This is a genomic window from Labedella gwakjiensis (assembly GCF_003014675.1).
Classification (GTDB): Bacteria; Actinomycetota; Actinomycetes; order Actinomycetales; family Microbacteriaceae; genus Labedella; species Labedella gwakjiensis.
Map to the genome: position 1 here is coordinate 3047291 of NZ_PYAU01000001.1, position 21213 is coordinate 3068503.

A 21213-nucleotide genomic window follows, 5' to 3' on the forward strand; every position below is an offset into this window, starting at 1 on the left:
ACCCACATGACCGATCAGCATTTCGACGTCGTCGTTCTCGGCGCAGGACCGGGCGGATACGTCGCGGCCATCCGCGCCGCACAGCTCGGCAAGTCCGTCGCGATCGTCGAGGAGAAGTACTGGGGAGGCGTCTGTCTCAACGTCGGGTGCATCCCGTCCAAGGCGCTGCTGCGCAACGCGGAGCTCGCCCACATCTTCACCCACCAGGCGAAGACCTTCGGCATGAGCGGCGACGTCTCGTTCGACTACGGCGTCGCGTACGACCGCAGTCGCACCGTGGCCGACGGCCGCGTCAAGGGCGTCCACTTCCTCATGCGGAAGAACAAGATCACCGAGTTCGACGGTCGCGGCACGTTCACCGACGACCACACCCTCTCCGTCGCACTGTCGAGTGGTGAGACGCAGACGGTGTCGTTCGACAACATCATCATCGCCACGGGCTCCGTCGTGCGCCTGCTGCCCGGCGTCGAGCTGAGCGACAACGTGGTGACGTACGAGTCGCAGATCATGGAGCGCGACCTGCCGTCGTCGATCGTCATCGTGGGCGCCGGCGCGATCGGCATGGAGTTCGCCTACGTCATGCGCAACTACGGCGTCGAGGTCACGATCGTCGAGTTCCTCGATCGTGCGCTCCCCAACGAGGACGTCGACGTCTCGAAGGAGATCACGAAGCAGTACAAGGGCTACGGGATCCCGATCATGACCTCGACGAAGGTCGAGAAGGTCGTGGACGAGGGGTCGCAGGTCACCGTGACCTACACGGCCAAGGACGGCTCGACCGGCACCCTCACGGCCGACAAGGTCCTCATGTCGGTCGGCTTCGCCCCGCGCGTGGACGGCTACGGCCTCGACAAGGCCGGCGTGAAGCTCACCGAGCGCGGCGCGATCGATATCGACGCTCGCATGCGCACCAACGTCCCGCACATCTACGCGATCGGCGACGTCACCGCGAAGCTGCAGCTCGCGCACGTGGCTGAGGCCCAGGGTGTCGTGGCGGCGGAGACCATCGCCGACGCGGAGACGCAGGAGCTCGGCGACTACCGGATGATGCCGCGTGCCACGTTCTGCCAGCCGCAGGTGGCGAGCTTCGGTCTCACCGAGCAGCAGGCGCGCGACGAGGGACACGACGTGAAGGTCGTCTCGTTCCCGTTCATGGCCAACGGCAAGGCGCACGGCCTCGGTGAGCCCACCGGGTTCGTGAAGCTCGTCGCCGACGCCGAGTACGGCGAGCTCCTCGGTGGTCACCTCATCGGACCGGACGTCTCCGAGCTCCTCCCGGAGCTCACGCTCGCGCAGAAGTGGGACCTCACGGCCACGGAGCTCGCGCGGAACGTGCACACGCACCCGACGCTGAGCGAGGCCCTGCAGGAGGGCTTCCACGGTCTCACGGGGCACATGATCAACTTCTGATCGACGTCGTCGAACCGCACAGGGCGGGTGATCTCGGATCACCCGCCCTGTGCGGTTCCCGGCAGGGACCTGTCCGATGGGCGTATCGGACTAGCCTCGGATCACGGATCGGACGGACGGGAGGGCAGCCATGGAGATCCTGGTCGTCGGTGTCGCCGCGCTCATCGTGATCGCCGGCGCCACGGCTCTCGGTCCACGCCTGCGCGTCGCCGCCCCGCTCATCCTCGTGGTCCTCGGCATCGTGGTGAGCTTCCTTCCCGTGCTGCCCGACTTCGAGGTCGACCCCGAGTGGATCCTCGCGGGCATCCTGCCGCCGCTGCTGTATTCGGCGGCCGTGTCCATGCCCGCCATGAACTTCCGTCGGGAGCTCAATGCGATCGGCGGGCTGTCGATCGTGCTCGTCGTGCTCTCGGCCGTCGTCCTCGGATTCTTCTTCTCCCTCGTGATCCCGGGTCTCGGGATCTGGTGGGGAATCGCTCTCGGTGCCATCGTGAGCCCGACGGACGCGGTCGCGACGTCCATCGTCCGACGGTTGGGTGTCGGCGGGCGAATCGTCTCCGTCCTCGAGGGCGAGAGTCTGCTCAACGACGCGACGGCACTCGTCCTGCTGCGATCCGCCATCGCGGCGACGGCCGCCGCGGTCTCCTTCTGGGATGTGGCCGGCGACTTCGCATTCGCCGTCGCCATCGCGGCTGTGCTCGGAGTCGTCGTCGGGTTCGCGAACCTGTGGGTGCGTCAGCGCGTCACCGATTCGACGGTGAACACCGTGCTGTCGTTCACCGTGCCGTTTCTCGCTTCGATCCCGGCAGAGCTCCTGGGGGCGTCGGGCCTCGTGGCCGCCGTCGTCGCGGGACTCATCACGGGTCACGGCGCGGCCAGGCGGCTGTCTCCGCAGCACCGTGCATCGGATGCGCAGAACTGGCGCACCGTCGAGCTCGTGCTCGAGGGAGGGATCTTCCTCATCATGGGCCTCGAGCTCTCCGCCCTGATGGCGGATGTCGAGGCCGCTCACGAGGGCGTACACAATGCGGTCATCATCGCGCTCGGGGCGCTCCTGCTCACCGTGCTCGTGCGGGCCGCGTACCTGACGCCGCTTCTGACGATCCTCCGCGGTCGACGGCTTCGCCGGGAGCAGGCGAAGCCGCGGATCGAGGCGCTCAACGAGCGCTTGGGCGAGAGCGGAGAACCCGCCGAGTGGCCGTTCGGTCGTCGAGCGCCGATGACGGACCAGCGCGTCCGCCAGACGAGGACGCGACTTCGGCGCCTCCTCGCGGACATGGATTATTACGTCGCGGAGCCGCTCGGGTGGCGCGAGGGCGGCGTGCTCGTCTGGGCGGGAATGCGTGGCGCCGTCACGCTCGCTGCCGCGCAGACCCTCCCGTCTGACACCCCGAACCGTTCGCTGCTCGTCCTGATCGCGTTCTTCGTCGCGGCTGCGTCGCTCATGCTGCAGGGCGGAACGCTGTCCCGGGTCGTCCGGTGGCTGAAACCTGCTGGGGTCGACGAGGATGCTCAGCGCGCGGAGCGTGCCGCTTTGCTCGAGCTCCTGTCGGACGTCTCGCGCCGCGTGCGTGAGGAGCAGGGGCTTCCGCCGGTAGGCGGCCCGGCGTCCGCTGTCGTCGTCGATACCGATGCCGATGCGCGAAACGCGCACAGTGTTCGTTCGGAGACCAGCCCCGATAGCGATGCCGATGGCGATGCTTACGGCGAGCTGACACCGGAGGAGCAGGAGCGGGACGCATTGGACGGCGGGTCTCGGCACGCGCCGGGAGCGTCTGGTTCGAGCGGCGGCAGCGGTCCGGGCGGTGACGGGCCGGGTGGTGACGGGCCGGGTCGTGACGCAAGCACGGACGAGGACGATGAGCGTGTTGCTCTTCATGCCCGGATGCGTGCTGTGACGCTCGCGGTCATCCTCGCCCAGCGGGAGGCGCTTCTCGACGCCAGAGACGACGGAACGTTCGACGCCGAGTCGCTCGACATGGCCCTCGCGACGCTCGATGCGGCCCAGATCAGCCTCGAACTCCAGGGTGCGCCGCCCGAACGTTGAGCAGGCTGCGCCCGCGCCATCGTGTCCTCGTTCCTGGCCGCGGTGTTCACGACGGCGTGCCGCAAGCCCCGCGGAGCCATCGACGGAGTGACCCCGTGTTGTCATCCGGTGCGGGTGAGGGGTGGTCCGGTGCGGGCCTTGGTGGTGTGGGTCCAATCGGGGTGGCCCGGTCCACGGACGTGGGGGATTCCGTCCGGCATGGTGAGTCGCCAGGGTCCGTTGTCGATGTTCTGGTGGTGTCCCCAGCACAACAGGACTCCGTTGTCGGTGTGGGTCTGCCCGCCGCCACGCCACGGGATGACGTGGTGGACGTCGCACCACCCCGCGGGCGTGGTGCACCCGGGGATGACGCACCCGCCATCCCGAGCCGTGATGGCCCGGCGTTGCGACGAGGTGAAGCAGCGTTGCACGGACCCGAGGGACAGGATGCGTCGGTTCGGGTTCATCGTGACGGTCTGGATGCCGCGGGAGTCGATCATCTTCTCGATGCTGTCAACGGAGATGGGGGTGTCGACGCCATCGATCGTGCCGACACCATGTCCCTCGTCGAGTGCCGTCTGTGTCACGGTGACCGTGATCGCAGGTGCCGACCCGGCCTGTTCGGGGGCGTCCTTCACGCGCGATGCTGCGCTGATGATGTCGGCCAATGTGTCGTGGCGACGTTGCGCCGGGGTGCGGTCATCGGTGTGCGGGACGGACGTGTCCGGGTCGCCGAATGGCCGGGACGGGTCGGTGAAGCTCACCTTCCGCACGTGAGCGTCGATGAGTCGCTTCAACGACGCCCCGATCTCCAACGTCAACAACCCATGCACCGGGATGAGCCCATCCCTCGTCTCCGGTCCGATCGTGAAGCGTCGTCTCCGCCGTGCCGCTTCTTCCCGGGGGCGGACCCCGTCGGGGTCGATCGCTTCGACGAACAGCTGGGCTTGCCCTCGGACGAGATCCGCGCGGAGGGGCGGGTGATTCGCGGAACCCGCAGCCAACTGCACCAATGCCTCTTCCGCCTCCGACACGACGACCGGATCGACCCGCGGCGAAACCCCATCGAGAGCGTCGGTGAGGATCGTGGCCGCGTCGACGCCCAGAGTTCCGGCGGACACTGCCTCGGCGATCAGGGGATGCGCTGACCCCGTCTCCGCGCCGGTCAGCGACACTCCGGCGTTGAGCTTCCCACCCAGCCGGATTCTCCGTTTTGCGTCCCGGTCCGGCAACCCGGTGAGCGTCGCGACGGCGTCGACCGCGGACGCATACCCGAGGGCGGCGAGAGCGTCGAGGGGCCCGCCGGTACGGTTCTCCGCGTCCCCGGCGAGCGCGACACGGGCGGCGTCCACGAGGCGGCCGAGTCGCTCCACATCACGGAGCAACGTCACCCACTCGGAGGTCGACAACCGGCCCGGAACCAGGCCCGCGACGGACACGCCGAGGATCGCGGTCGCGTGTGCGACCGCGTCCTGGAAAGGCGCGCCGTGGGTGGTCATGTACCCAGTGAACACGACACCACCGACACTGAAGGCGGTATCTGGAAAAGGAGTCAGAAACTCGGACGGATACTCGTTGTGGACGACAGGTTACGGCCTCGAGGTGGTGCCCTTCGGCGGGCTCAGGGACCGTGGGAAAAGGAAACCGGGAGCGGCGACGCAACCCCGATCCAGGGCTCACCTGCCAGGGTCGACGTGCCTGGGCTCATACGCCGACGCGGGACTCCGCTCGGCGCTCCGCCCGGGACGTCAGACTCAGCATGAGGACGCCTGCCACATAGAGCACCCCACCGCCGGCGAGCGCCGCCGCTCCGGACATCCATCCGATGAGGGCAGCTCCCAGCGCCGCGCCGCCGCCCATCGCGACCACGGCCAGCAGTCGCTGCACCCACTTCTCGCCGCGTCCACCGCCGAGTCGACTGTCCCTGGCGAGGTTCGCGAGGGTGTTGGTGACCACGATGGTGGTGATGTCGCTGTTGCCGATGGGCTTTACCGCCGATACCTGGGCGCCCATCACGATCGCGAGGAGCGCCGTCACGATGAGCAGGCCGCGGTCGTCGAGCTCTCCGAGTACAGCCCATACCGCAGCGAGCCCCGCGATGATCAGGGCGCCCGTGACGAGTGTCCACACCGAGCGTCGGGGGAGCAGACGGGTGTGTCCCCTGCCGACGATCCGTCCGCTCACGATGGAGCCGAGGACGAAACCGGCGAGCGCGACCACGTTGTTGAGGAACGGGATGCCGGCGACACCCACGAGCGCGAAACCGATGAACAGCACGTTCCCCGTCATGTTGCCGGTGAAGACGCGATCGAGAGCCAGATAGCTCACGGCGTCGATCGATCCGGTCGCGGCGGTGAGCAGGATCAGGCCGGCGGCGTAACGGCGGATGTGAGACGACACGGTGGGGACCTCCACCGACCAGCCTACGATCGGGCGATCCCCCTCGCTTCACGGGGGACAGCCCCCTGGGCCGGCGGCGCGAGGTCTGCCATGCTCGACGCATGAACCTCGTACGTCCTCGCCGCGGCCGCGTCTTCGCGGGCGTCTGCGCCGCCATCGCCAACCGTTACCAGTGGAACCCGACGACGGTGAGGGTCCTCACGGTCCTCAGCCTCCTGCTTCCGGGCCCTCAGATCATCCTGTACGTCATCCTCTGGATCATCATCCCCAAGGAGGCGTGACCCCGCGTCACGCGGCGTCTCCGTCGCCCCCTCGGGGCCGACGCCGGAAACCCGAACGTGCAACCCCTCAGCAGTGTCGGTGGTGCGGGGTAGCGTCAGCCACATGAGCCAAGAGAACATCAACCCGGTCAACACCAACCCCACGTCGAACGACGAGCACATCGCCGACGCCGGCAACACCAACCCCGGCCCCAACGACGGCGCCGACGCCCCCAACGGGGCCACGGGAACCGAGGGCGACACCCTCGGCGGGAACAGTGGCGATACCGCCGTCAAGGACCCCGACGACTGGGTCACGGGCGACGAGCCGATGACGGGCGCGCAGCGCAGCTACCTCGACACGCTCGCGCGCGAGGCGGGCGAGGAACTGTCCGCCGACCTCACCAAGGCCGAGGCGTCCGAGCACATCGAGCGCCTCCAGGAGAAGACAGGACGAGGGAAGTAGTCATCCGTCGTCTCGCTCCCTCTCCCTCGCTCACATGAGCGCGGGAGAGGGGTGGTCCGACGTCGCCGAATTGTGGGCGGAGTCGTGGGGTCCCGCCGCGCGGCCCGTGCATCTCCGTCTCGTCGAGAGTGCCAACATCGAGCCGGGTGCAAGGGTCCTCGACGTCGGTTGTGGGACAGGTGAGTTCCTGGCCGTGCTCGCGAGCCGTGGTGCCCTCGTCGCCGGCATCGATGCGGCCTCAGGGATGGTCGAGCGCTCGCGCCTCGCGGTGCCCGGCGCCGACATCCGGCAGGCGTCGTGGGAGCGCATTCCCTGGCCGGACGCAACATTCGACGTGGTCACGGCCGTGAACGCTCTCCAATTCGCGGATGACTCTCTCGCCGCGCTCGATGAGGCCGTGCGGGTGACGCGGCCGGGAGGACTCATCGTCATCGCGAACTGGGCCGATCGCGCACTCAACGATCTCGACACGATCGATGCCGCCCTCGCGGTGGCCGACGGGGAGGAACCGACGCCCGACGGGGATCTGCGCCTACCCGGCGGACTCGAAGCGGTCCTCCGGGACTCGGGTGTGCATGTCGTGGAGGCCGGCACGATCGACATCCGCTGGGAACTGCCCGGATCGACAGCGCTCCTCCGCGCCGTCCTCCTCGATGACGAGACGTCGGACGACGCGGAACCCTACCGCGCCACCGTGCTCCGGTCGGCGCAGCCTTACGTGCGCGAGGATGGGCGGTACGTGCTGGACAACACGTTCCGGTACGCCGTCGGTCGCGTGGCCGGCGACGCCCTCGACGGACAGGACGACGCATGAGCACCTCGACACGCGGTGGCCGCTTCGAACTGGTCCTCGTGCGTCCCCGCCTGTCGATCAACCCGGGCGTCCGGCCGACCGTCGTGCTCGATGGCCGTGGGCAGCCCGCGCAGTGGGGGACAGGAACCTGGCAGAGACCGATCGGTGACACCACCATCGGCGTCTTCCTCTACAACAGAGCGTGGCGCTACGGCGAGGCGGAGGCGGTGCTGCCGGAGGGCACCACGCGTGTCGTCTATCGAGCACCCCGCCTGCCTTTCGGTCGCGGGCGCCTGACGGTGGAACACCCAGGCTGGTCGGACTGAGCCCCACCCTCGCGGGCCGGGGCCCGCGCGACGGCTGGATCAGATGAGGCCGCGCAGGTAGTCCTCTGGACGGAGACCGGCGCTTCGCGCACGTTCGGCGAGTCGCGCGTGCTCGGTCTCCGACAGTGCGACGGTGATCGTCCGGCTCGGTGCGTCTGCCGGCTCGTCGTCGAAGGAGAACAGGCTCGGCGTCTCGGGCTGTGTCGTCACTCGTCGGCCCGATACGGGCTGCGCACCGACGGGATCGGTCGTCGCGGCGCTTGCGGCCGCCCCGCCCGCTGCCGCCCGGCCCGCGTCCGCCCGGCCAATCCCAGCGCGGCTCTCCGCCGCTCCGCCGCCGCCCGCCGTCGTGAGGCCGGGTCCCTCCGGCACCGCCGCCCCCCGTTGGAAAGCCTCAGCAACGGCTCGAGCCCGGGAGTCGGCCGCCTCGTTGAGGACGTGCCCCACGTGACCCTTGACCCACTCGAAGCGGTATCGTCTGCCGACGATCGCATCGTCGATCTGCTTCAGCAGGTCGACGTTCATGACCGGTTTGCCGTCGCCCTTGCGCCAGCCCTTCTTCTTCCAGCCCAGCATCCACTTCGTGACGCAGTTGATGACGTACTGGCTGTCGCACAGGATGTGGAGGTCGTCGTCGAGATGCGCCGTCGCGAGGAAAAGATCGAGGACCGCCATGAGCTCGCCCTGGTTGTTCGTGGCGTGCTTCCAGCCGCCGGCCGCCCAGTTCTCGTCGTCGATGTACCAGGCCCATCCGGCTGGTCCGGGGTTCCCGAGGGCGGATCCGTCCGCAGCGGCCGTGATGGTCATTCGTGCCCTTCGTCGATGGTGCCGTCCCATCGTAATCGCCCGTAGGATGTCGCTTCGCGTCGCCCTTCGGGGCCGGAGGACGACTGGAAGCGACACCCCACGGGCGCCGGAGACGAGGGCGAACGGCTACTCGAGGAGCTTGCCGGCCGCCGACACCTCGCGCATGAGCGCGGCGATCTCCTCGGGGATCTCGGGGATCTCCTCGCGCGTCACGCCGTCTCGCGGCGACCAGACGAGGTTCACCTGCAGCTCGGGATCGAGATCGGGGAAGTCGGAGCGGTTGTGGCAGCCACGTGTCTCACGGCGTTCGAGCGCGGCCTCGAGGGTGGCCCGGGCGGCGAGCGCCGCCGACCGGAGGTCGAAGGCGTGCGCGAGATCCTGGAACCCGGCGATGTCGGGGTGCACACCGATGTCCGCCATCCGCGCCTCGATCGCGTCGAGCTCCGCGAGGCCGGCCCGCAGGCCGTCCTCGTCGCGCACGACCCCGGCGTGTTCGGTCATCGTGTTGCGGATCGCTCGCTGCAGGGCGCGCACGTTCTCGGTGCCGTCGGACGCGAGCAGCTCGGCGATCTCGTTCCGCGCGGTCCGCACGGCCGCGGCCGACCGCTTCTGCGCCTCGAGCCCCGCCGCGTAGTCGGCGGCCGCCTGGCCCACGATGCGCCCGAAGACGAGCAGCTCGATGAGCGAGTTGCCGCCCAGGCGGTTGGCGCCGTGCAGCCCACTCGAGGCCTCGCCGATCGCATACAGCCCCGGTACGTCGGTGCCGTGGTCCTCGGAGCGCACCCAGACGCCGCCCATCGAGTAGTGCGCGGTGGGCGCGATCTCGATGGGGTCCGTGGTGATGTCGAGCATCTGCAGCTCGAGCATCGTCTGGTACACGCGGGGAAGCCGGGTCATGATGGTCTCGCGCGGGAGGTGCGAGACATCGAGCCACACGCCGCCGTTCGGCGTGCCGCGACCCTCCTTGATCTCGGTGTAGCACGCGAGCGCGACGCGGTCGCGGGTGGAGAGTTCGAGTCGCTCGGGGTCGTAGTTCTGCATGAAGCGCTCTCCGAGCCCGTTGCGCAGGATGCCGCCCTCCCCGCGCGCGGCCTCGCTGATGAGCGTGCCGGCCGCGTTCTCCGGCTCGATGATGCCGGACGGGTGGAACTGGACGAGTTCCGGGTCGCGCAGGCGTCCGCCGGCCTCGACGGCGAGGCGGAACGAGTCGCCCGTGTTCTCGTCGCGTCGCGACGAGGTCCGGCGCCAGATGCGGTTGTGACCGCCGGCGGCGAGGATGACGGAGTCGGCGTGGATGAGGTAGCGCGTGCCGTTCTCGAGGTCGAAGCCGTACGCGCCGAAGACCGCGCCGTCGTCGTTCACGAGGATCCGCGTCACATACACGGTGTCGAGGATCGGGATGTCCAGCTGCGCCGCCCGGTTCACGAGGGTGCGCTGGATCTCGAGCCCCGTGTAGTCGCCGGCGAAGGCCGTGCGGCGGTACGTGTGGGCGCCGAAGAAGCGCTGGGAGATGCGGCCGTCGTCCTCGCGCGCGAACGGCATCCCGTAGCGCTCCAGGTCGTCGATGCCGCGGGCCGCTCCCGACGTGACGATCTCGACGGTGTGCGGGTTGGCGAGCAGGTAGCTCTCCTTGAGGGTGTCGGCCGCGTGCTGCTGCCAGCTGTCGTCGGCGTCCATCGTGCCGAGGGCTGCATTGATGCCGCCGGCGGCGAGGGAGGTGTGCGCATCGGACTTCGCGCGCTTGCCGAGCGCGAGGACGTCGACCCCGGCTTCGGCGAGTTCGATCGCGGCGCGGAGGCCGGACCCGCCCGTGCCGATGACGAGGACGGTGGTGGAGATCTGGCGTTCGTTCGGGCTCATCCCTCCACGGTAGGTTCGCGCTATCCATTACTCCAATGAATAATGCTGCTCGAAGCGATGCGGATATGCTATGGACATGAACCTCGAGCAGCTGAGGAGTTTCGCCGAGGTCGCGAAGCTCGGCAACTTCACCCGCGCCGCTGAGAGCCTCCACCTCGCGCAGCCGTCGCTGAGTCGGCAGATCTCCGCCCTCGAGCAGGACCTGGGGGCCGAGCTCTTCCATCGAGCGCGGGCGGGCAGCTCCCTCACCACCGCGGGGGAGTCCCTGCTCCCTCTCGCGCGACGCATGCTCGCCGACGCCGACACGGTTCGTCGTGAGCTCGACGAGCTCGCGGGACTCCGGCGCGGACGGGTGAGGCTCGGCGCCACGCCGACCCTGTGCATCAGCCTCGTCGCCGAGGTGCTGAACGCCTTCCACGCCGCCCACCCGGCGATCGAGCTCCATCTGTCCGAGCACGGTTCCCGTCGTCTGCTCGATGAGCTCGCCGCGGGTGAGCTCGACATCGCTCTCGTGACCACGTCGGACGTCGCCTCCGCCGCGCACGCGACGCTCACCCCGCTCCTCGTCGAGGAGCTCGTCGTCATCTCATCAGCCGGTTCGCCTCCCGTCACCTCGAGCGGCTCCGTGACGCTCGACGAGGTGGCCGGGCTGCCCCAGATCGTCTTCAGCAGCTCCTACGACCTCCGCGGTGCCACGGACGCGGCGTTCCGGGAGGCGCAGCTCATGCCGGACGTCGTGCTGGAGGGAGCGGAGATGGATGCCGTCCTGCGTTTCGTCGAGCGGGGTCTCGGCGTGGCGATCGTGCCGGCGATGGTGCTGATCGACCGACCGGGACTGCGCGGCGCTCGACTGAACGGATCCGCGCTCACCCGCACGATCAGCCTCGCGCGCCCGTCGGACGTCGCGCCGACCGCAGCGGTCTCCGTCATGCGGCGCACCATCAGCCACACGGCGACGGCCTTCGCCGCGCGCGCTGGCGAGACGATGCGCCCGGCCGCGGTCTGACCGGATCGGAAGGGACACGACGGCGAGTGATCTGCTGTGAGCGGAAACGAGCCACCGGGGGAGGCGGACGCCGCCGTGTCGCGCTTATCGTCAGGTATGCGCGACATCGCCAGACTCGATGACTACAGGCTCGACGACTACAGACCCGACGACCATCGGAGCCGCCCAGAGGGCAATCCGGACGCCCCTTCCGCAGTGCCGCCCCGTGACGCATCGGAGCGGAAGCCGACCCCGGCACCGGAACCGCTCTGGCGGGAGGCACTCGGCGAGCGTCTCCGGGCCCACCGCACCGATCGTGGCGAGACCCTCACCCAGACGGCCGATCGCGCGGGCGTCTCGCCCCAGTACCTCTCCGAGATGGAGCGAGGACTCAAGGAACCGTCGAGCGAGATGATCGCGGCCGTCGCCGGCGCGCTCGGGCTCTCCCTGCTCGACCTGGTCGGTGACGTCGCCCGGCACCTCGTCGCATCGACGGGCCGGGCGACATCGTCCGCCCCTCAGCTCCTCGCGACGGCAGCCTGATCCTCCGCGCGGCCGACCCGACCTGCGCGGGTCAGGACGTGGTCGGCCAGCCCGTACGCAACGGCCGCCTCCGGCGTGAACACCCGATCACGATCGGTGTCGGCTCGAAGCGTCTCCACGGAACGACCCGTGTGCGACGCGAGCACCGTCTCGAGTTCCGATCTGATCCGGACGAGCTCGTCGGCCTGCAGGATCAGGTCCGGGATCGTGCCCTGGCTGCGCACCGCCGGCTGGTGCAGCACGACGCGCGTGTGAGGGAGCAGGGAACGGCGGCCCGGCGCTCCGGCGGCGAGGAGCACGGCGCCGGCCGCGATGGCCTGCCCGACGCACGTCGTGGCCACGGGGGCCTCGATGTACTGCATCGTGTCGTAGACGGCGAGCATCGACGTCATGTCCCCGCCCTCGCAATTGATGTACATGTTGATCTCGCGCCCGGGGGCATCCGCCTCGAGGTGCAGGAGCTGGGCGATGAGCACGTTCGCGACGCCCGCATCGATACCCGTGCCGAGGTAGACGATCCTCTCGGTGAGCAGGTGTGAGTAGACGTCCATGATGCGCTCGCCGCGCGGGTGCTGCGCGATGACGTTCGGGATCGTGTAGCCGCTCACGTCACGCCCCCAGTCCGACGGGCTGGCGGTGGTCGGGCATCACCTGCGAGAAGTCGCCGACGATCTCGTCGATGAAGCCGTAGGTGCGCGCCTCCGCCGCGGTGTACCAGCGGTCGTGGAGCGAGTCGTCGAAGATGCGCTCCACCGGCTGGTCGGTGTCGGAGGCGATGAGGCCGAGCACGGTGTCGCGCATGTGCCGCAGATCGTCGGCCTGCACTTCCACCTCCACGGCGGAACCTCCGATGCCCGCCGAGCCCTGGTGCATGAGGACACGGGCGTGGGGGAGGGCGAAACGCTTGCCGGGCTCTCCGGCGGAGAGGAGGAACTGGCCGGCACTGCATGCGAGCCCGAGCGCGAGGGTGGACACGTCGCACGGGACGAGCCTCATCACGTCGCGGATCGCGAGCATCGACGGAACGGACCCGCCGGGCGAGTGGATCCACAGCGCGATGTCGCTCCGGGGGTCGTCGGCCGCGAGGGTGAGGAGCCCGGCCGCGAGGGCCGTGCCGTTGTCGTCGGTGAGGGCGCCGTCGAGCACGAGGACGCGGCGGTGACGCAACTGCTCCCGCAGCTGCGGGGTGAACACGGGGATGCTGTCGGAATCGGTCATGCGCCCAGCGTGCGCCGGCGAGGCACAGAGATGCGAGCGAATCCGCTCCCGGCGGTGCTGCCGTGGGCGGATCCGCTTCCGGCAGCGGAAGATGGACTCATGGCCGACGCGACACCCGAACCCGTGGCGTCCGGCGCGGATCGTGCCGGGGCGCTCATCCGCGCCGCGTCCGAGCGGCTCGCTGCGGCCGGGGCCCGCGACGAGGCGCTCGCCGAGTACGTGGGCCGCCGCCGGGTGCTCCTCATCCCGCGCGAGCCCGTGATGCGGCCGCTCGGCCGGGTGTGGCGGATCGGAGTGCTTCTCGTCGACGCCGACGGCGCCGCCTACGCCACGGGATCGACGACGCGCGCGATCGACCCGGGGCGGCGTGGTTACACGTCCGAATCGGCGCGGGACCGGGCGGAGGAGCGGGCCGCCGCCCGGCGGGGTCGGTTCCCCGAGGGCGAGACCGTGAACTTCGGTTGGCGGCGCCTCGATCTCGACGACGACGCTCTGCGTCGGTCCGACGGCCCCCTCGTGCTCGTCGACGACGTGCCGACGGTGCGCTGGAGCGTCGGGCGCGGAGGCACGAGCACGACGGAACTCGGCGCGTACCTCGACGACCGTGTCTCGCTCCTGATCGACCCGCCGCGCGGCGCCTGAGAAGCAACCCCCGCCGCCCGGACGGGCCGCGGCGTAGCGTGGACGGCGACCATCCGCCCCGAGAAGCAGGAGCACCCCATGACGGATTCGACCAGTCCCACCGGTTCGGCCGACGCGGAATACGATCCCGTGCTCGACAAGCCATCGCAGGCCGAGGGTGAGGACACGGGCGTCGACGTGCCGGAACCTCAGGCGCCGGGCGTCGAGGACATCGGCAAGCCGTCGCAGGCCGAGGGCGAGGACGACGCGAGCGCCACGGCGTGACCCGCGTTCCCAGCCGACTCCGGTCGCCCGTCGTCGCCTTTCGGCGCTGGCGGAACCTCCCACGATGGGTCCGTTCGATCGATCGGTCCGTCGGGCGCCGGGTCAATCGGCGTGACGTGCATCCCGTGGTCGACTCCGCCTTCATGCGTGTGACGCGCGCCGCCGACCGCGGCGTCCTCTGGTTCGCGATCGCGGCAGTGCTCACCGTCGTGGGCAGTCGCCGGGCCGCGATCCGCGGCGTCGCCTCGCTCACGGTGGCCAGCATGCTCGCGAACCTCGTCGGAAAACGGGTGTTCGGTGGCGACAGGCCGATCCTGAAGGACATCCCCGTTGGCCGCCGGCTCGCGGCGCAACCGACGTCACCGTCGTTCCCGTCGGGTCACGCCGCGAGCGCGGCAGCCTTCGCCACGGGGGTCGCCCTCGAGTCGCCGCGGACGGCGGCCGTCGTCGCGCCGCTCGCGGCAGGGGTCGCGTACTCGCGCGTGCACGTCGGCGCCCACTGGGTGTCCGACGTGATCGGCGGTGCCGCCCTCGGCGCCGGAGTGGCCCTACTCGGTAGGCTCCTCCTCCCGGTGCGTCCGCACGACGAGCGCGGAGGACCGGTCGACGCGATCCGCGTCGACCTCCCCGCACTGGAGACCGGTGCAGGCGCCGTCATCTTCCTGAACCCGGGATCGGGGAAGAGCGTCGTGCGCGCCGACCCGGAGCAGATCATCCGCCGGCGACTGCCCGACGCCGACCTCCGCGTCCTGAGTGGCGACGACGACCTCGCGGCACTCGTCGACGAGGTCGCGACACGGCCGCAGCCGCCGCTCGTGATCGGGGTGTGCGGAGGCGACGGCACTGTGGCGACGGTCGCGCATCGTGCTCGGGCTCACGGGATCCCGCTCCTCGGTCTGCCCGGTGGAACCTTCAACCACTTCGTCCGGGCCACGCGCATCGAGTCGATCGACGACGCGATCGACGCCCTGCAGGCCGGCTCGGGCGTCCGAGCGGACGTCGCCGAGGTGTCCTTCGACGACGCCGAGCCCATCACGGTCATGAATGCGGGCTCCGTCGGCATCTACCCTGACCTCGTCGTGGAACGCGAGAAGCTCGAATCCGGTCTCGGCAAGTGGGCGGCAGGGATCGTCGCGACGTGGCGCGTACTCCGCTCCTCCGAGCCGCACGACGTGGTCGTGAACGGGGAGGCGATGCGGGTCTGGAGCGTCTTCGTGGGCGTCGACCCGAACTTCTCCCACACGGTCGCGCCGATGCGGCGGCTCCGTCTCGAGGGCGGGGTGCTCGACGTGCGCGTGCTGCATGCGAAGTCGCGGCTGCATGCGATCGGCTCGATCGCGTTCGGCCGGAAGACGAGCGCGATCCTCCGCACCCTGCGGATCCTGCCGCTCCGCGAGGCGTCCACGATGTTCGAGAGCGACGAGGTCGAGCTTCGGGTCGTGTCGACGGCGTCCCGCCCGGCACCGTTCGGTCGCGACGGCGAGGCGGAGGAGGACCTCGCGCACCGCGACTACACGGCGCGCCTGCGCATCGTCCCCGGAGGTCTCACGGTCTACGCCCGCCCGCGCTGACGCCGACCCGACAACCCGCGACGTGCGGACATCGGTCGCCGGTTCGGGTATCGAGGCGACCGATGTCCGCACATCGCGGAGAGGGGACGAGGGGACGAGAGGACGTCAGTCGGAGGGGGACGTGCGGACGACGCCGAAGTCGGCGTCGAGGTCCACCTCGACCTCGCTGCCGTCGGTCAGTCGCACCTCCACCTCGAAGGCGTGGTCGCGGTCGTCGCTCCGGTCGATGTCCACGACCTCGCCCTCGCCGGTCTCCGCGAGCGCAGCCTCGGTGGCCGCGGTCGTCTCGTCAGCTGTGAGCGGGGTGTCGTCGTCGACACGAGCGTCGTCACCCGTGCCGGCCGTCGGCGCGGTCGAGGCACCGGAGCCGGAGCCCGTGCCCTGGTCGTCGGAGACGTCATCGCCGTCGTCGCCGTTCCGGTCCCCGTCATCGTCCGTCCGGTCGGTGTCGCTCGAGATGACCGCGAGGTTCTCGTCGAGGTCGAGGTCGACCTCCGTCCCGTTCTCGAAGCGCACCTCGGCGTCGTAGCCGCCGTCGTCGTCGCGCTCGGCGTCGATGAGCTCGCCGCCACCCGTGTAGGCGGTGGCGGCCGCCGCGACGCGGTCGCGCGTGGCGTCGTCGAGGGTGTCGGAGCCGTCGTTCAACTCGTCGGCGATCGCGAAGCCGGCGCCGCCGAGGACGAGCAAGCCGGCGACGGCGCCACCGATGATCCAGGTGCGCTTGCCGATGCGGCGACGAGGCTTCGTCGCAGCCGTGGTCTCCGTCGCCGTGGACGCTGCGGGGGCGACCTGCTCGGTCGGCGCCGTGGCGGCAGTGGGGGCCGGCTGGCCGACGGGAGTGTTGTGGTCGGCCGGTGCGGCGGGGGAGGACGCCGCCTCGGCGGAGGAGTCCTGCGGGCGGTTCTCGGGGAGGTCGGGGTTCGTGTTCATGACCTGATCGTCTCCCGGGGGTGCTGAAGCACTGCTGAAGCATCCTGAACGCTCTTTCAGCGGGTATAGCGTTCGATGCATGAACGCCCCAGCCGCCCCCGGTACGCCAGCGTCGCCCGACAGTCCCGCCGCGACGGAGCGCCCGTCGTCCTCCCTCGCCGTCGTCGTCGCGTTCGTCGCCAACGTCCTCGTCGCGATCGCGAAATCCGCGGCCGCGGCGCTCACGGGATCGGCGTCGATGCTCGCCGAGGCCGCGCACTCGTGGGCCGACGCCGGGAACGAGATCTTCCTCATCGTGGCCGACCGCAAAGCCGCGAGGCCGAGGGACGCGGCCCACCCGCTCGGCTACGGCCGGGAGTCCTACGTCTGGTCGCTGTTCGCCGCCGTCGGACTGTTCACGGCTGGAGCCGTCGTGTCCGTGACCCACGGCGTGCAGGAACTGCTGGAGCCGGAGCCCGCGAGCGACTTCGCCATCGCCTACGTCGTGCTCGCCGTGGCTTTCGTCCTCGAGGGGGCCTCCTTCGCGCAGTCGCTCGTTCAGATACGCCGCGACGCGCGGCGTCTCGGCCGGCCGGCCGTCGACCTCGCGCTCAACGGCTCCAACTCCACGCTGCGGGCGGTGCTCGCCGAGGACGCCGCAGCCCTCATCGGCCTCGTGCTCGCCGCTACGGGCATCCTCCTCCACCAGGTGACGGGCAGTGCCGTCTACGACGCCATCGGCTCGATCCTCATCGGGGTGCTCCTCGGCGTCGTCGCCATCGTGCTGATCGGTCGGAACCGACGCTTCCTCGTCGGCGTTGTGCCGCCGTCGGACGTGCGGCAGCGCGCCGGCCGCGCGCTCCTCGCTCTCCCCGACGTCGACCGGGTCACCTACCTGCACCTCGAGTTCATCGGGCCCGAGCGGCTGTCGCTCGTGGCCGCGGTCGACCTCGCCGGCGACGACCCCGAGAGCGGCGTCGCCCTCCGGCTGCGCACTCTCGAGCGGTCGATCGAGGAGATCCCGGCCATCGGCTCGGCCGTGCTCACCCTCAGCGTGCGCGACGAACCCTCCCTCGACTTCTGACGGGCCTCTTCTCGGCAGCGTTCTTCGGCCGGGATGTCGAGAAACGGCAAGCGGTTACGTCTCCCTCCTGAACGCGGTCAGAATGGGCCGCGGCGCACCGATTCGACGACGATTCCGATGAAGGAGAAACCGATGACGAAATACCTGATGCTCAAGCACTACCGCGGACCGAAGGACTATGTCGAGAACCTGCCGCCGTCGGAGTGGGCACCGGGTGCGTGGGACGCCCACGTGCAGTACATGGACGACTTCGCCGACCGCTTGCGCGAGACCGGCGAGTTCGTGTCGAGCACCGCGCTGGCCGAGGACGGCGTCTGGGTGCGTTTCGACGGGCAGGGGAGACCGCCCGTCACCGACGGCCCGTTCGCCGAGACGAAGGACCTCGTCGCCGGCTGGATGATGATCGACGTGGACTCCTACGAGCGCGCGCTCGAGCTCGCCGGCGAGCTGTCCGCTGCGCCAGGAGCAGGAGGGGAACCCCTGCGCGAATGGCTCGAGCTGCGGCCCGTCATGGAGCCGGCACCGACCGTCGCGGACTGACGGTCAGGGCATGGACGTCGTCGGTCTGCGCGAGCGGATCCCGCTCGTCGTCGCGGTGCTCGTGCGCCGCGGCGCCGACTTCGCCTCGGCGGAGGACGCCGTGCAGTCGGCTCTGCTGCGTGCCCTCGAGGTGTGGCCACAGGATCCGCCGCGCGACCCGACCGGGTGGCTCGTCACCGTGGCGTGGCGGGCGTTCGTCGACATCGTGCGCAGCGACACCGCTCGCGCGGCCCGCGAGGAGCGGGTGGCCGCGGAACCGCTTCCCGGTGACGTGCCGTCGCACGACGAGACGCTGCGCCTGTACTTCCTCTGCTCCCACCCCTCCCTGACCCCGAGCTCGGCGATCGCCCTCACCCTGCGGGCGGTCGCCGGGCTCACGACGAGGCAGATCGCCGAGGCGTATCTCGTGCCCGAGACGACGATGGCGCAGCGGATCAGCCGCGCCAAGCAGCGGATCGCCGCGGTGCGGCTCGACCAGCCGGGGGACGTGGGCACCGTGCTCGGTGTGCTCTACCTGCTCTTCAACGAGGGGTACTCGGGCGACGTCGATCTCGCCGCCGAGGCCATCCGCGTGAGCCGTCAGCTCGTCGCCCTCGCGGACGAGCCGGAGGTGCGTGGGCTCCTGGCGCTCATGCTCCTGCACCATGCCCGTCGGGCGGCGCGACTCACCCCATCGGGTCGGCTCGTGCCGCTCGCGGAGCAGGACCGCTCCACGTGGGACACCGCGATGATCGCGGAGGGTGTCGCGATCCTCCAGTCAGCGCTCGCCCGCGACCGGCTCGGTCCGTATCAGGCGCAAGCGGCGATCGCGGCCTTGCACGCCGACGCCCGCACCGCGGGCGAGACCGACTGGACGCAGATCGTGGAGTGGTACGACGAGCTCCTCACGCTCACCCCCACCGCCGTGGTGCGTCTCAACCGCGCCGTGGCCGTGGGGGAGGCGGACGGACCGCGCGCGGGGCTGGCCGCGCTCTCCCAGGTCGATCCGATGGTGCCGCGTTTCGCGGCCGTGTCCGCGTACCTGCACGAGCGGGCCGGGGATCGGGAGACCGCCGCCGTCGAGTACGCCGAGGCTGCGCGCCGCGCGACGTCGGAGGCCGAGCGTGACCACCTGAGCCGCGCCGCCGCCCGGTTACGCGACCGGTGACGCCGAGCGCAGGTCGAGCTCCATGAAGACGCTGAGCGGGTCGTCCACATAGGAGCCGAACGGCCCCCGCTCGACGAAGCCGGCACGAACGTAGAGGCGCCGGGCCGGCGCGAAGAAGTCCTCAGAGCCCGTCTCGAGCCGCAGGTGGGAGTAGCCCCGCGAGCGGGCTTCCGCGACGATTCGTGCGACGAGGGTCGCGGCGACGCCTCGACCCCGCGCTGCGGCCGTCGTGCGCATCGACTTCACCTCGCCCGTCCCGTCGTCGAGGTCCGCGAGGGCGCCGCAGCCCAGGAGGACTCCGTCCGCGTCTCGCGCGGACCAGAACGTGACGGACGGGTCGGCGAGCGCGGTGTGGTCGAGCGCGTGCACGCTCTCCGCCGGGGACGTCGCGAACATGTCCGCGAGGTGCTCGTCGAGCAGCACGCGCACGTCCTGGGCTGCGGGACTGTCGAGCTGGACCGAGACGTCAGGGCTGTGCATCCGACCAGGATATTCGTGACGGCGGGTCCGGTCCGAGTCGTTCAGTCGGAGGAGGCCGGCAGCACGATCGTGAGCCGTGCTCCGCCGAGGGGCGATTCCTCCGCGCCGGCGGTGCCGCCCGAGACCGTCGCGATGTGGCGCACGATCGCGAGACCGAGCCCGCTCCCGCCCGCATCGCGGCTGCGGCCCTCGTCGAGCCGCACGAAGCGCTCGAACACGCGCTCGCGCTCCTCCGGTGGGATGCCCGTCCCGTCGTCGTCCACGGAGACGATGCACCACGCGCCCTCGGTCCGGACGGAGAGGGCGATGCGCCCCTGGGCGTGACGCACGGCGTTGTCGACGACGTTGCGCACGGCCCTGCCGAGAAGCGCCGGATCGCCCGAGACGCGTGCCGGGGCGATGCCGGACGCGTCCACGTCGACCGAGCCGGTGGCTCGCACGCGGCGTACCTCCTGCAGGAGGACGTCGTCGAGGTCGACGGGCTCGGCGCGCTCGGAGCGGCCGCGCTCGTCGAGCCGGGTGAGGAGCAGCAGCGACTCGACGATGTCCTGCATCCGCGCCCCCTCGGAGCGGACGGTCGAGGCGAGGGCCGCCGTCGGCACCCGGTCGGGGTGGGCTTCGGCCACCTCGGCGTACTGGCGGAGCACGGCGAGCGGGGAGCGCAGCTCGTGGGAGGCGTCGGACACGAACCGACGTTGCGAGCGTTGGGACGCGTCGAGACGGTCGAGCATCGCGTTCATCGTCTGGGCGAGCGCCTGGATCTCGTCGGCCGTGGCCGGCTCGGGGACCCGCTGGGAGAGGTCGGACGCGCCGATGCCCTCGACGCGGCGCCGGATGCGCTCGACGGGGCGCAGCGCACGGCCCACGACGACCGAGGTCACGACGGCGACGAACACCACGAGGAGCGGCACGGCCACGGCGAGCAGGGCTCCGGCCGTCGCGACGGCGTCGTCCGCTTCGTCGAGGGGCAGCGCGACCACGAGGACGGCGTCGTCCGACGCGTCGTCGTCGGAGTCCCCATCATCGTCATCATCGTCGTCACCGCGGCCGGTCGTGCTCACGACCGAGTCGACGGACACGTCGTCGTCCGCCGCCGCCACGTATCGATCGCCGAGGATCGTCACGGCGATGGCGTCCGAGTCCGGTTCGAGTGCGACGTCCAGAAGAATGGCGGCGGTCCGCGGGGCGCCGCAGGACGCGTCGCCGTCGATGTACGCACCGTCGGCCGAGAGCAGACACACGACGCGGTCGTCGTCGTCATCGGAGAGATCGGTCGCGTCGCCGGCTTCGAGGAGGCGCGTGTATTCCGCGACGTCCTGCTCGGCGACGGCGGCGACGTTGTCGACGACGGATCGGCTGAGCAGCCCGACGAACACGATCGAGCCGATCACGAGCGCGACAGCGACGACGGCCGTGGCGGCGATCGTCGCCCGAGCGCGGACCGACGAGAAGCGGGCAGCGGAGAGGAAGCGGCGGCGCACG

23 protein-coding genes are annotated in these 21213 nt (G+C 70.5%); 14 read left to right on the top strand and 9 right to left on the bottom strand.

Annotated elements, in window-relative coordinates; genetic code table 11:
- Positions 1–6: 6 nt before the first annotated feature.
- Both lpdA and CLV49_RS14335 read left to right on the top strand, forming a co-directional pair.
- Positions 7–1410, top strand: a complete 1404-nt coding sequence (gene lpdA / locus CLV49_RS14330; RefSeq protein ID WP_106564143.1) for a dihydrolipoyl dehydrogenase — start codon at positions 7–9, stop codon at positions 1408–1410.
- 130 nt (positions 1411–1540) lie between these two features.
- Complete coding sequence (locus CLV49_RS14335; RefSeq protein WP_106564144.1) at positions 1541–3457, top strand: cation:proton antiporter; 1917 nt, start codon at positions 1541–1543, stop codon at positions 3455–3457.
- 101 nt (positions 3458–3558) lie between these two features.
- On the opposite strand, the gene CLV49_RS14340 is transcribed toward CLV49_RS14335, so the two are convergent.
- Together CLV49_RS14340 and CLV49_RS14345 are read right to left on the bottom strand one after the other, a co-directional pair.
- Complete coding sequence (locus CLV49_RS14340; protein ID WP_106564145.1) at positions 3559–4935, bottom strand: HNH endonuclease signature motif containing protein; 1377 nt, start codon at positions 4933–4935, stop codon at positions 3559–3561.
- Positions 4936–5140: 205 nt separating this feature from the next.
- Entirely contained in the window at positions 5141–5851 is a 711-nt protein-coding gene (locus tag CLV49_RS14345) for a YoaK family protein (protein WP_158261988.1), read from the bottom strand.
- Positions 5852–5937: 86 nt separating this feature from the next.
- Between CLV49_RS14345 and CLV49_RS14350 the strand changes: the two genes are divergently transcribed.
- The 4 genes from CLV49_RS14350 to CLV49_RS14365 all read left to right on the top strand — a co-directional run bounded on the left by CLV49_RS14350 (position 5938) and on the right by CLV49_RS14365 (position 7681).
- A complete protein-coding gene (locus tag CLV49_RS14350) occupies positions 5938–6117 on the top strand; it encodes a PspC domain-containing protein (protein WP_106564147.1) in 180 nt (59 codons plus the stop codon).
- Between the two features lie 160 nt (positions 6118–6277).
- A complete protein-coding gene (locus CLV49_RS14355) occupies positions 6278–6562 on the top strand; it encodes a DUF3072 domain-containing protein (RefSeq protein ID WP_243696690.1) in 285 nt (94 codons plus the stop codon).
- Positions 6563–6596: 34 nt separating this feature from the next.
- On the top strand, positions 6597–7376 hold the full coding sequence (locus tag CLV49_RS14360; RefSeq protein ID WP_106564149.1) for a class I SAM-dependent methyltransferase: 780 nt from the start codon (positions 6597–6599) through the stop codon (positions 7374–7376).
- Positions 7373–7681 carry a hypothetical protein gene (locus CLV49_RS14365; protein ID WP_106564150.1) on the top strand — a complete coding sequence of 103 codons (309 nt, stop codon included), beginning with the start codon at positions 7373–7375 and terminating at the stop codon, positions 7679–7681. Before CLV49_RS14360 ends, CLV49_RS14365 begins: the two co-directional genes overlap by 4 nt.
- A gap of 39 nt (positions 7682–7720) precedes the next feature.
- Here CLV49_RS14365 and CLV49_RS14370 read toward each other — a convergent pair whose 3' ends face one another.
- Together CLV49_RS14370 and CLV49_RS14375 are read right to left on the bottom strand one after the other, a co-directional pair.
- The gene (locus CLV49_RS14370) at positions 7721–8488 is read right to left on the bottom strand and encodes a ribonuclease H family protein (protein ID WP_106564151.1); all 768 of its coding nucleotides are present in this window, start codon (positions 8486–8488) and stop codon (positions 7721–7723) included.
- A 126-nt stretch (positions 8489–8614) separates the two neighbouring features.
- Positions 8615–10348 carry an FAD-binding protein gene (locus CLV49_RS14375; RefSeq protein WP_106564152.1) on the bottom strand — a complete coding sequence of 578 codons (1734 nt, stop codon included), beginning with the start codon at positions 10346–10348 and terminating at the stop codon, positions 8615–8617.
- A 70-nt stretch (positions 10349–10418) separates the two neighbouring features.
- Here CLV49_RS14375 and CLV49_RS14380 point away from each other — a divergent pair, with 70 nt between their 5' ends.
- Together CLV49_RS14380 and CLV49_RS14385 are read left to right on the top strand one after the other, a co-directional pair.
- Positions 10419–11354: a LysR family transcriptional regulator gene (locus tag CLV49_RS14380; RefSeq protein WP_106564153.1), complete on the top strand. Its 936-nt coding sequence runs from the start codon at positions 10419–10421 to the stop codon at positions 11352–11354.
- Between the two features lie 96 nt (positions 11355–11450).
- Positions 11451–11876 (top strand): helix-turn-helix domain-containing protein, encoded by a 426-nt coding sequence (locus tag CLV49_RS14385; RefSeq protein ID WP_106564154.1) that lies wholly within the window; start codon positions 11451–11453, stop codon positions 11874–11876.
- Here CLV49_RS14385 and CLV49_RS14390 read toward each other — a convergent pair.
- Together CLV49_RS14390 and CLV49_RS14395 are read right to left on the bottom strand one after the other, a co-directional pair.
- Positions 11852–12484, bottom strand: coding sequence for a ClpP family protease (locus CLV49_RS14390; protein WP_106564155.1), 633 nt, complete (start codon positions 12482–12484; stop codon positions 11852–11854). The genes CLV49_RS14385 and CLV49_RS14390 overlap by 25 nt on opposite strands.
- 1 nt (position 12485) lies before the next feature.
- The gene (locus CLV49_RS14395; RefSeq protein WP_106564156.1) at positions 12486–13094 is read right to left on the bottom strand and encodes a ClpP family protease; all 609 of its coding nucleotides are present in this window, start codon (positions 13092–13094) and stop codon (positions 12486–12488) included.
- A 99-nt stretch (positions 13095–13193) separates the two neighbouring features.
- Between CLV49_RS14395 and CLV49_RS14400 the strand changes: the two genes are divergently transcribed.
- From CLV49_RS14400 to CLV49_RS14410, 3 genes are all read left to right on the top strand, one after another.
- Positions 13194–13736 carry a hypothetical protein gene (locus CLV49_RS14400; RefSeq protein ID WP_106564157.1) on the top strand — a complete coding sequence of 181 codons (543 nt, stop codon included), beginning with the start codon at positions 13194–13196 and terminating at the stop codon, positions 13734–13736.
- Between the two features lie 78 nt (positions 13737–13814).
- On the top strand, positions 13815–14000 hold the full coding sequence (locus tag CLV49_RS14405) for a hypothetical protein (RefSeq protein WP_106564158.1): 186 nt from the start codon (positions 13815–13817) through the stop codon (positions 13998–14000).
- Between the two features lie 143 nt (positions 14001–14143).
- The gene (locus CLV49_RS14410) at positions 14144–15571 is read left to right on the top strand and encodes a bifunctional phosphatase PAP2/diacylglycerol kinase family protein (RefSeq protein ID WP_127054257.1); all 1428 of its coding nucleotides are present in this window, start codon (positions 14144–14146) and stop codon (positions 15569–15571) included.
- A gap of 105 nt (positions 15572–15676) precedes the next feature.
- Here the strand turns inward: CLV49_RS14410 and CLV49_RS14415 are convergent, their stop codons facing one another.
- The gene (locus CLV49_RS14415) at positions 15677–16501 is read right to left on the bottom strand and encodes a PepSY domain-containing protein (protein WP_158261989.1); all 825 of its coding nucleotides are present in this window, start codon (positions 16499–16501) and stop codon (positions 15677–15679) included.
- A 79-nt stretch (positions 16502–16580) separates the two neighbouring features.
- Here CLV49_RS14415 and CLV49_RS14420 point away from each other — a divergent pair, with 79 nt between their 5' ends.
- From CLV49_RS14420 to CLV49_RS14430, 3 genes are all read left to right on the top strand, one after another.
- Positions 16581–17564: a cation diffusion facilitator family transporter gene (locus tag CLV49_RS14420; RefSeq protein ID WP_106564161.1), complete on the top strand. Its 984-nt coding sequence runs from the start codon at positions 16581–16583 to the stop codon at positions 17562–17564.
- 132 nt (positions 17565–17696) lie between these two features.
- On the top strand, positions 17697–18104 hold the full coding sequence (locus CLV49_RS14425) for a YciI family protein (RefSeq protein ID WP_106565130.1): 408 nt from the start codon (positions 17697–17699) through the stop codon (positions 18102–18104).
- Positions 18105–18114: 10 nt separating this feature from the next.
- A complete protein-coding gene (locus CLV49_RS14430; protein ID WP_106564162.1) occupies positions 18115–19251 on the top strand; it encodes an RNA polymerase sigma factor in 1137 nt (378 codons plus the stop codon).
- On the opposite strand, the gene CLV49_RS14435 is transcribed toward CLV49_RS14430, so the two are convergent.
- Together CLV49_RS14435 and CLV49_RS14440 are read right to left on the bottom strand one after the other, a co-directional pair.
- Positions 19237–19731: a GNAT family N-acetyltransferase gene (locus tag CLV49_RS14435; protein ID WP_106564163.1), complete on the bottom strand. Its 495-nt coding sequence runs from the start codon at positions 19729–19731 to the stop codon at positions 19237–19239. The genes CLV49_RS14430 and CLV49_RS14435 overlap by 15 nt on opposite strands.
- 41 nt (positions 19732–19772) lie before the next feature.
- Positions 19773–21212 carry a sensor histidine kinase gene (locus tag CLV49_RS14440; RefSeq protein WP_127054253.1) on the bottom strand — a complete coding sequence of 480 codons (1440 nt, stop codon included), beginning with the start codon at positions 21210–21212 and terminating at the stop codon, positions 19773–19775.
- Position 21213: the final 1 nt, after the last annotated feature.

What these genes read in the sequence shown, in the direction of transcription:
- CLV49_RS14420 (WP_106564161.1), top strand. Translation starts at nt 16,581, where the DNA reads ATGAACGCCCCAGCCGCCCCCGGTACGCCAGCGTCGCCCGACAGTCCC.
- CLV49_RS14365 (WP_106564150.1), top strand. Translation starts at nt 7,373, where the DNA reads ATGAGCACCTCGACACGCGGTGGCCGCTTCGAACTGGTCCTCGTGCGT.
- CLV49_RS14385 (WP_106564154.1), top strand. Translation starts at nt 11,451, where the DNA reads ATGCGCGACATCGCCAGACTCGATGACTACAGGCTCGACGACTACAGA.
- CLV49_RS14375 (WP_106564152.1), bottom strand. Translation starts at nt 10,348, where the DNA reads ATGAGCCCGAACGAACGCCAGATCTCCACCACCGTCCTCGTCATCGGC.
- CLV49_RS14395 (WP_106564156.1), bottom strand. Translation starts at nt 13,094, where the DNA reads ATGACCGATTCCGACAGCATCCCCGTGTTCACCCCGCAGCTGCGGGAG.
- CLV49_RS14405 (WP_106564158.1), top strand. Translation starts at nt 13,815, where the DNA reads ATGACGGATTCGACCAGTCCCACCGGTTCGGCCGACGCGGAATACGAT.
- CLV49_RS14425 (WP_106565130.1), top strand. Translation starts at nt 17,697, where the DNA reads ATGACGAAATACCTGATGCTCAAGCACTACCGCGGACCGAAGGACTAT.
- CLV49_RS14430 (WP_106564162.1), top strand. Translation starts at nt 18,115, where the DNA reads ATGGACGTCGTCGGTCTGCGCGAGCGGATCCCGCTCGTCGTCGCGGTG.
- CLV49_RS14360 (WP_106564149.1), top strand. Translation starts at nt 6,597, where the DNA reads ATGAGCGCGGGAGAGGGGTGGTCCGACGTCGCCGAATTGTGGGCGGAG.
- lpdA (WP_106564143.1), top strand. Translation starts at nt 7, where the DNA reads ATGACCGATCAGCATTTCGACGTCGTCGTTCTCGGCGCAGGACCGGGC.
- CLV49_RS14370 (WP_106564151.1), bottom strand. Translation starts at nt 8,488, where the DNA reads ATGACCATCACGGCCGCTGCGGACGGATCCGCCCTCGGGAACCCCGGA.
- CLV49_RS14415 (WP_158261989.1), bottom strand. Translation starts at nt 16,501, where the DNA reads ATGAACACGAACCCCGACCTCCCCGAGAACCGCCCGCAGGACTCCTCC.
- CLV49_RS14400 (WP_106564157.1), top strand. Translation starts at nt 13,194, where the DNA reads ATGGCCGACGCGACACCCGAACCCGTGGCGTCCGGCGCGGATCGTGCC.
- CLV49_RS14380 (WP_106564153.1), top strand. Translation starts at nt 10,419, where the DNA reads ATGGACATGAACCTCGAGCAGCTGAGGAGTTTCGCCGAGGTCGCGAAG.
- CLV49_RS14350 (WP_106564147.1), top strand. Translation starts at nt 5,938, where the DNA reads ATGAACCTCGTACGTCCTCGCCGCGGCCGCGTCTTCGCGGGCGTCTGC.
- CLV49_RS14335 (WP_106564144.1), top strand. Translation starts at nt 1,541, where the DNA reads ATGGAGATCCTGGTCGTCGGTGTCGCCGCGCTCATCGTGATCGCCGGC.
- CLV49_RS14410 (WP_127054257.1), top strand. Translation starts at nt 14,144, where the DNA reads ATGCGTGTGACGCGCGCCGCCGACCGCGGCGTCCTCTGGTTCGCGATC.
- CLV49_RS14435 (WP_106564163.1), bottom strand. Translation starts at nt 19,731, where the DNA reads ATGCACAGCCCTGACGTCTCGGTCCAGCTCGACAGTCCCGCAGCCCAG.
- CLV49_RS14340 (WP_106564145.1), bottom strand. Translation starts at nt 4,935, where the DNA reads ATGACCACCCACGGCGCGCCTTTCCAGGACGCGGTCGCACACGCGACC.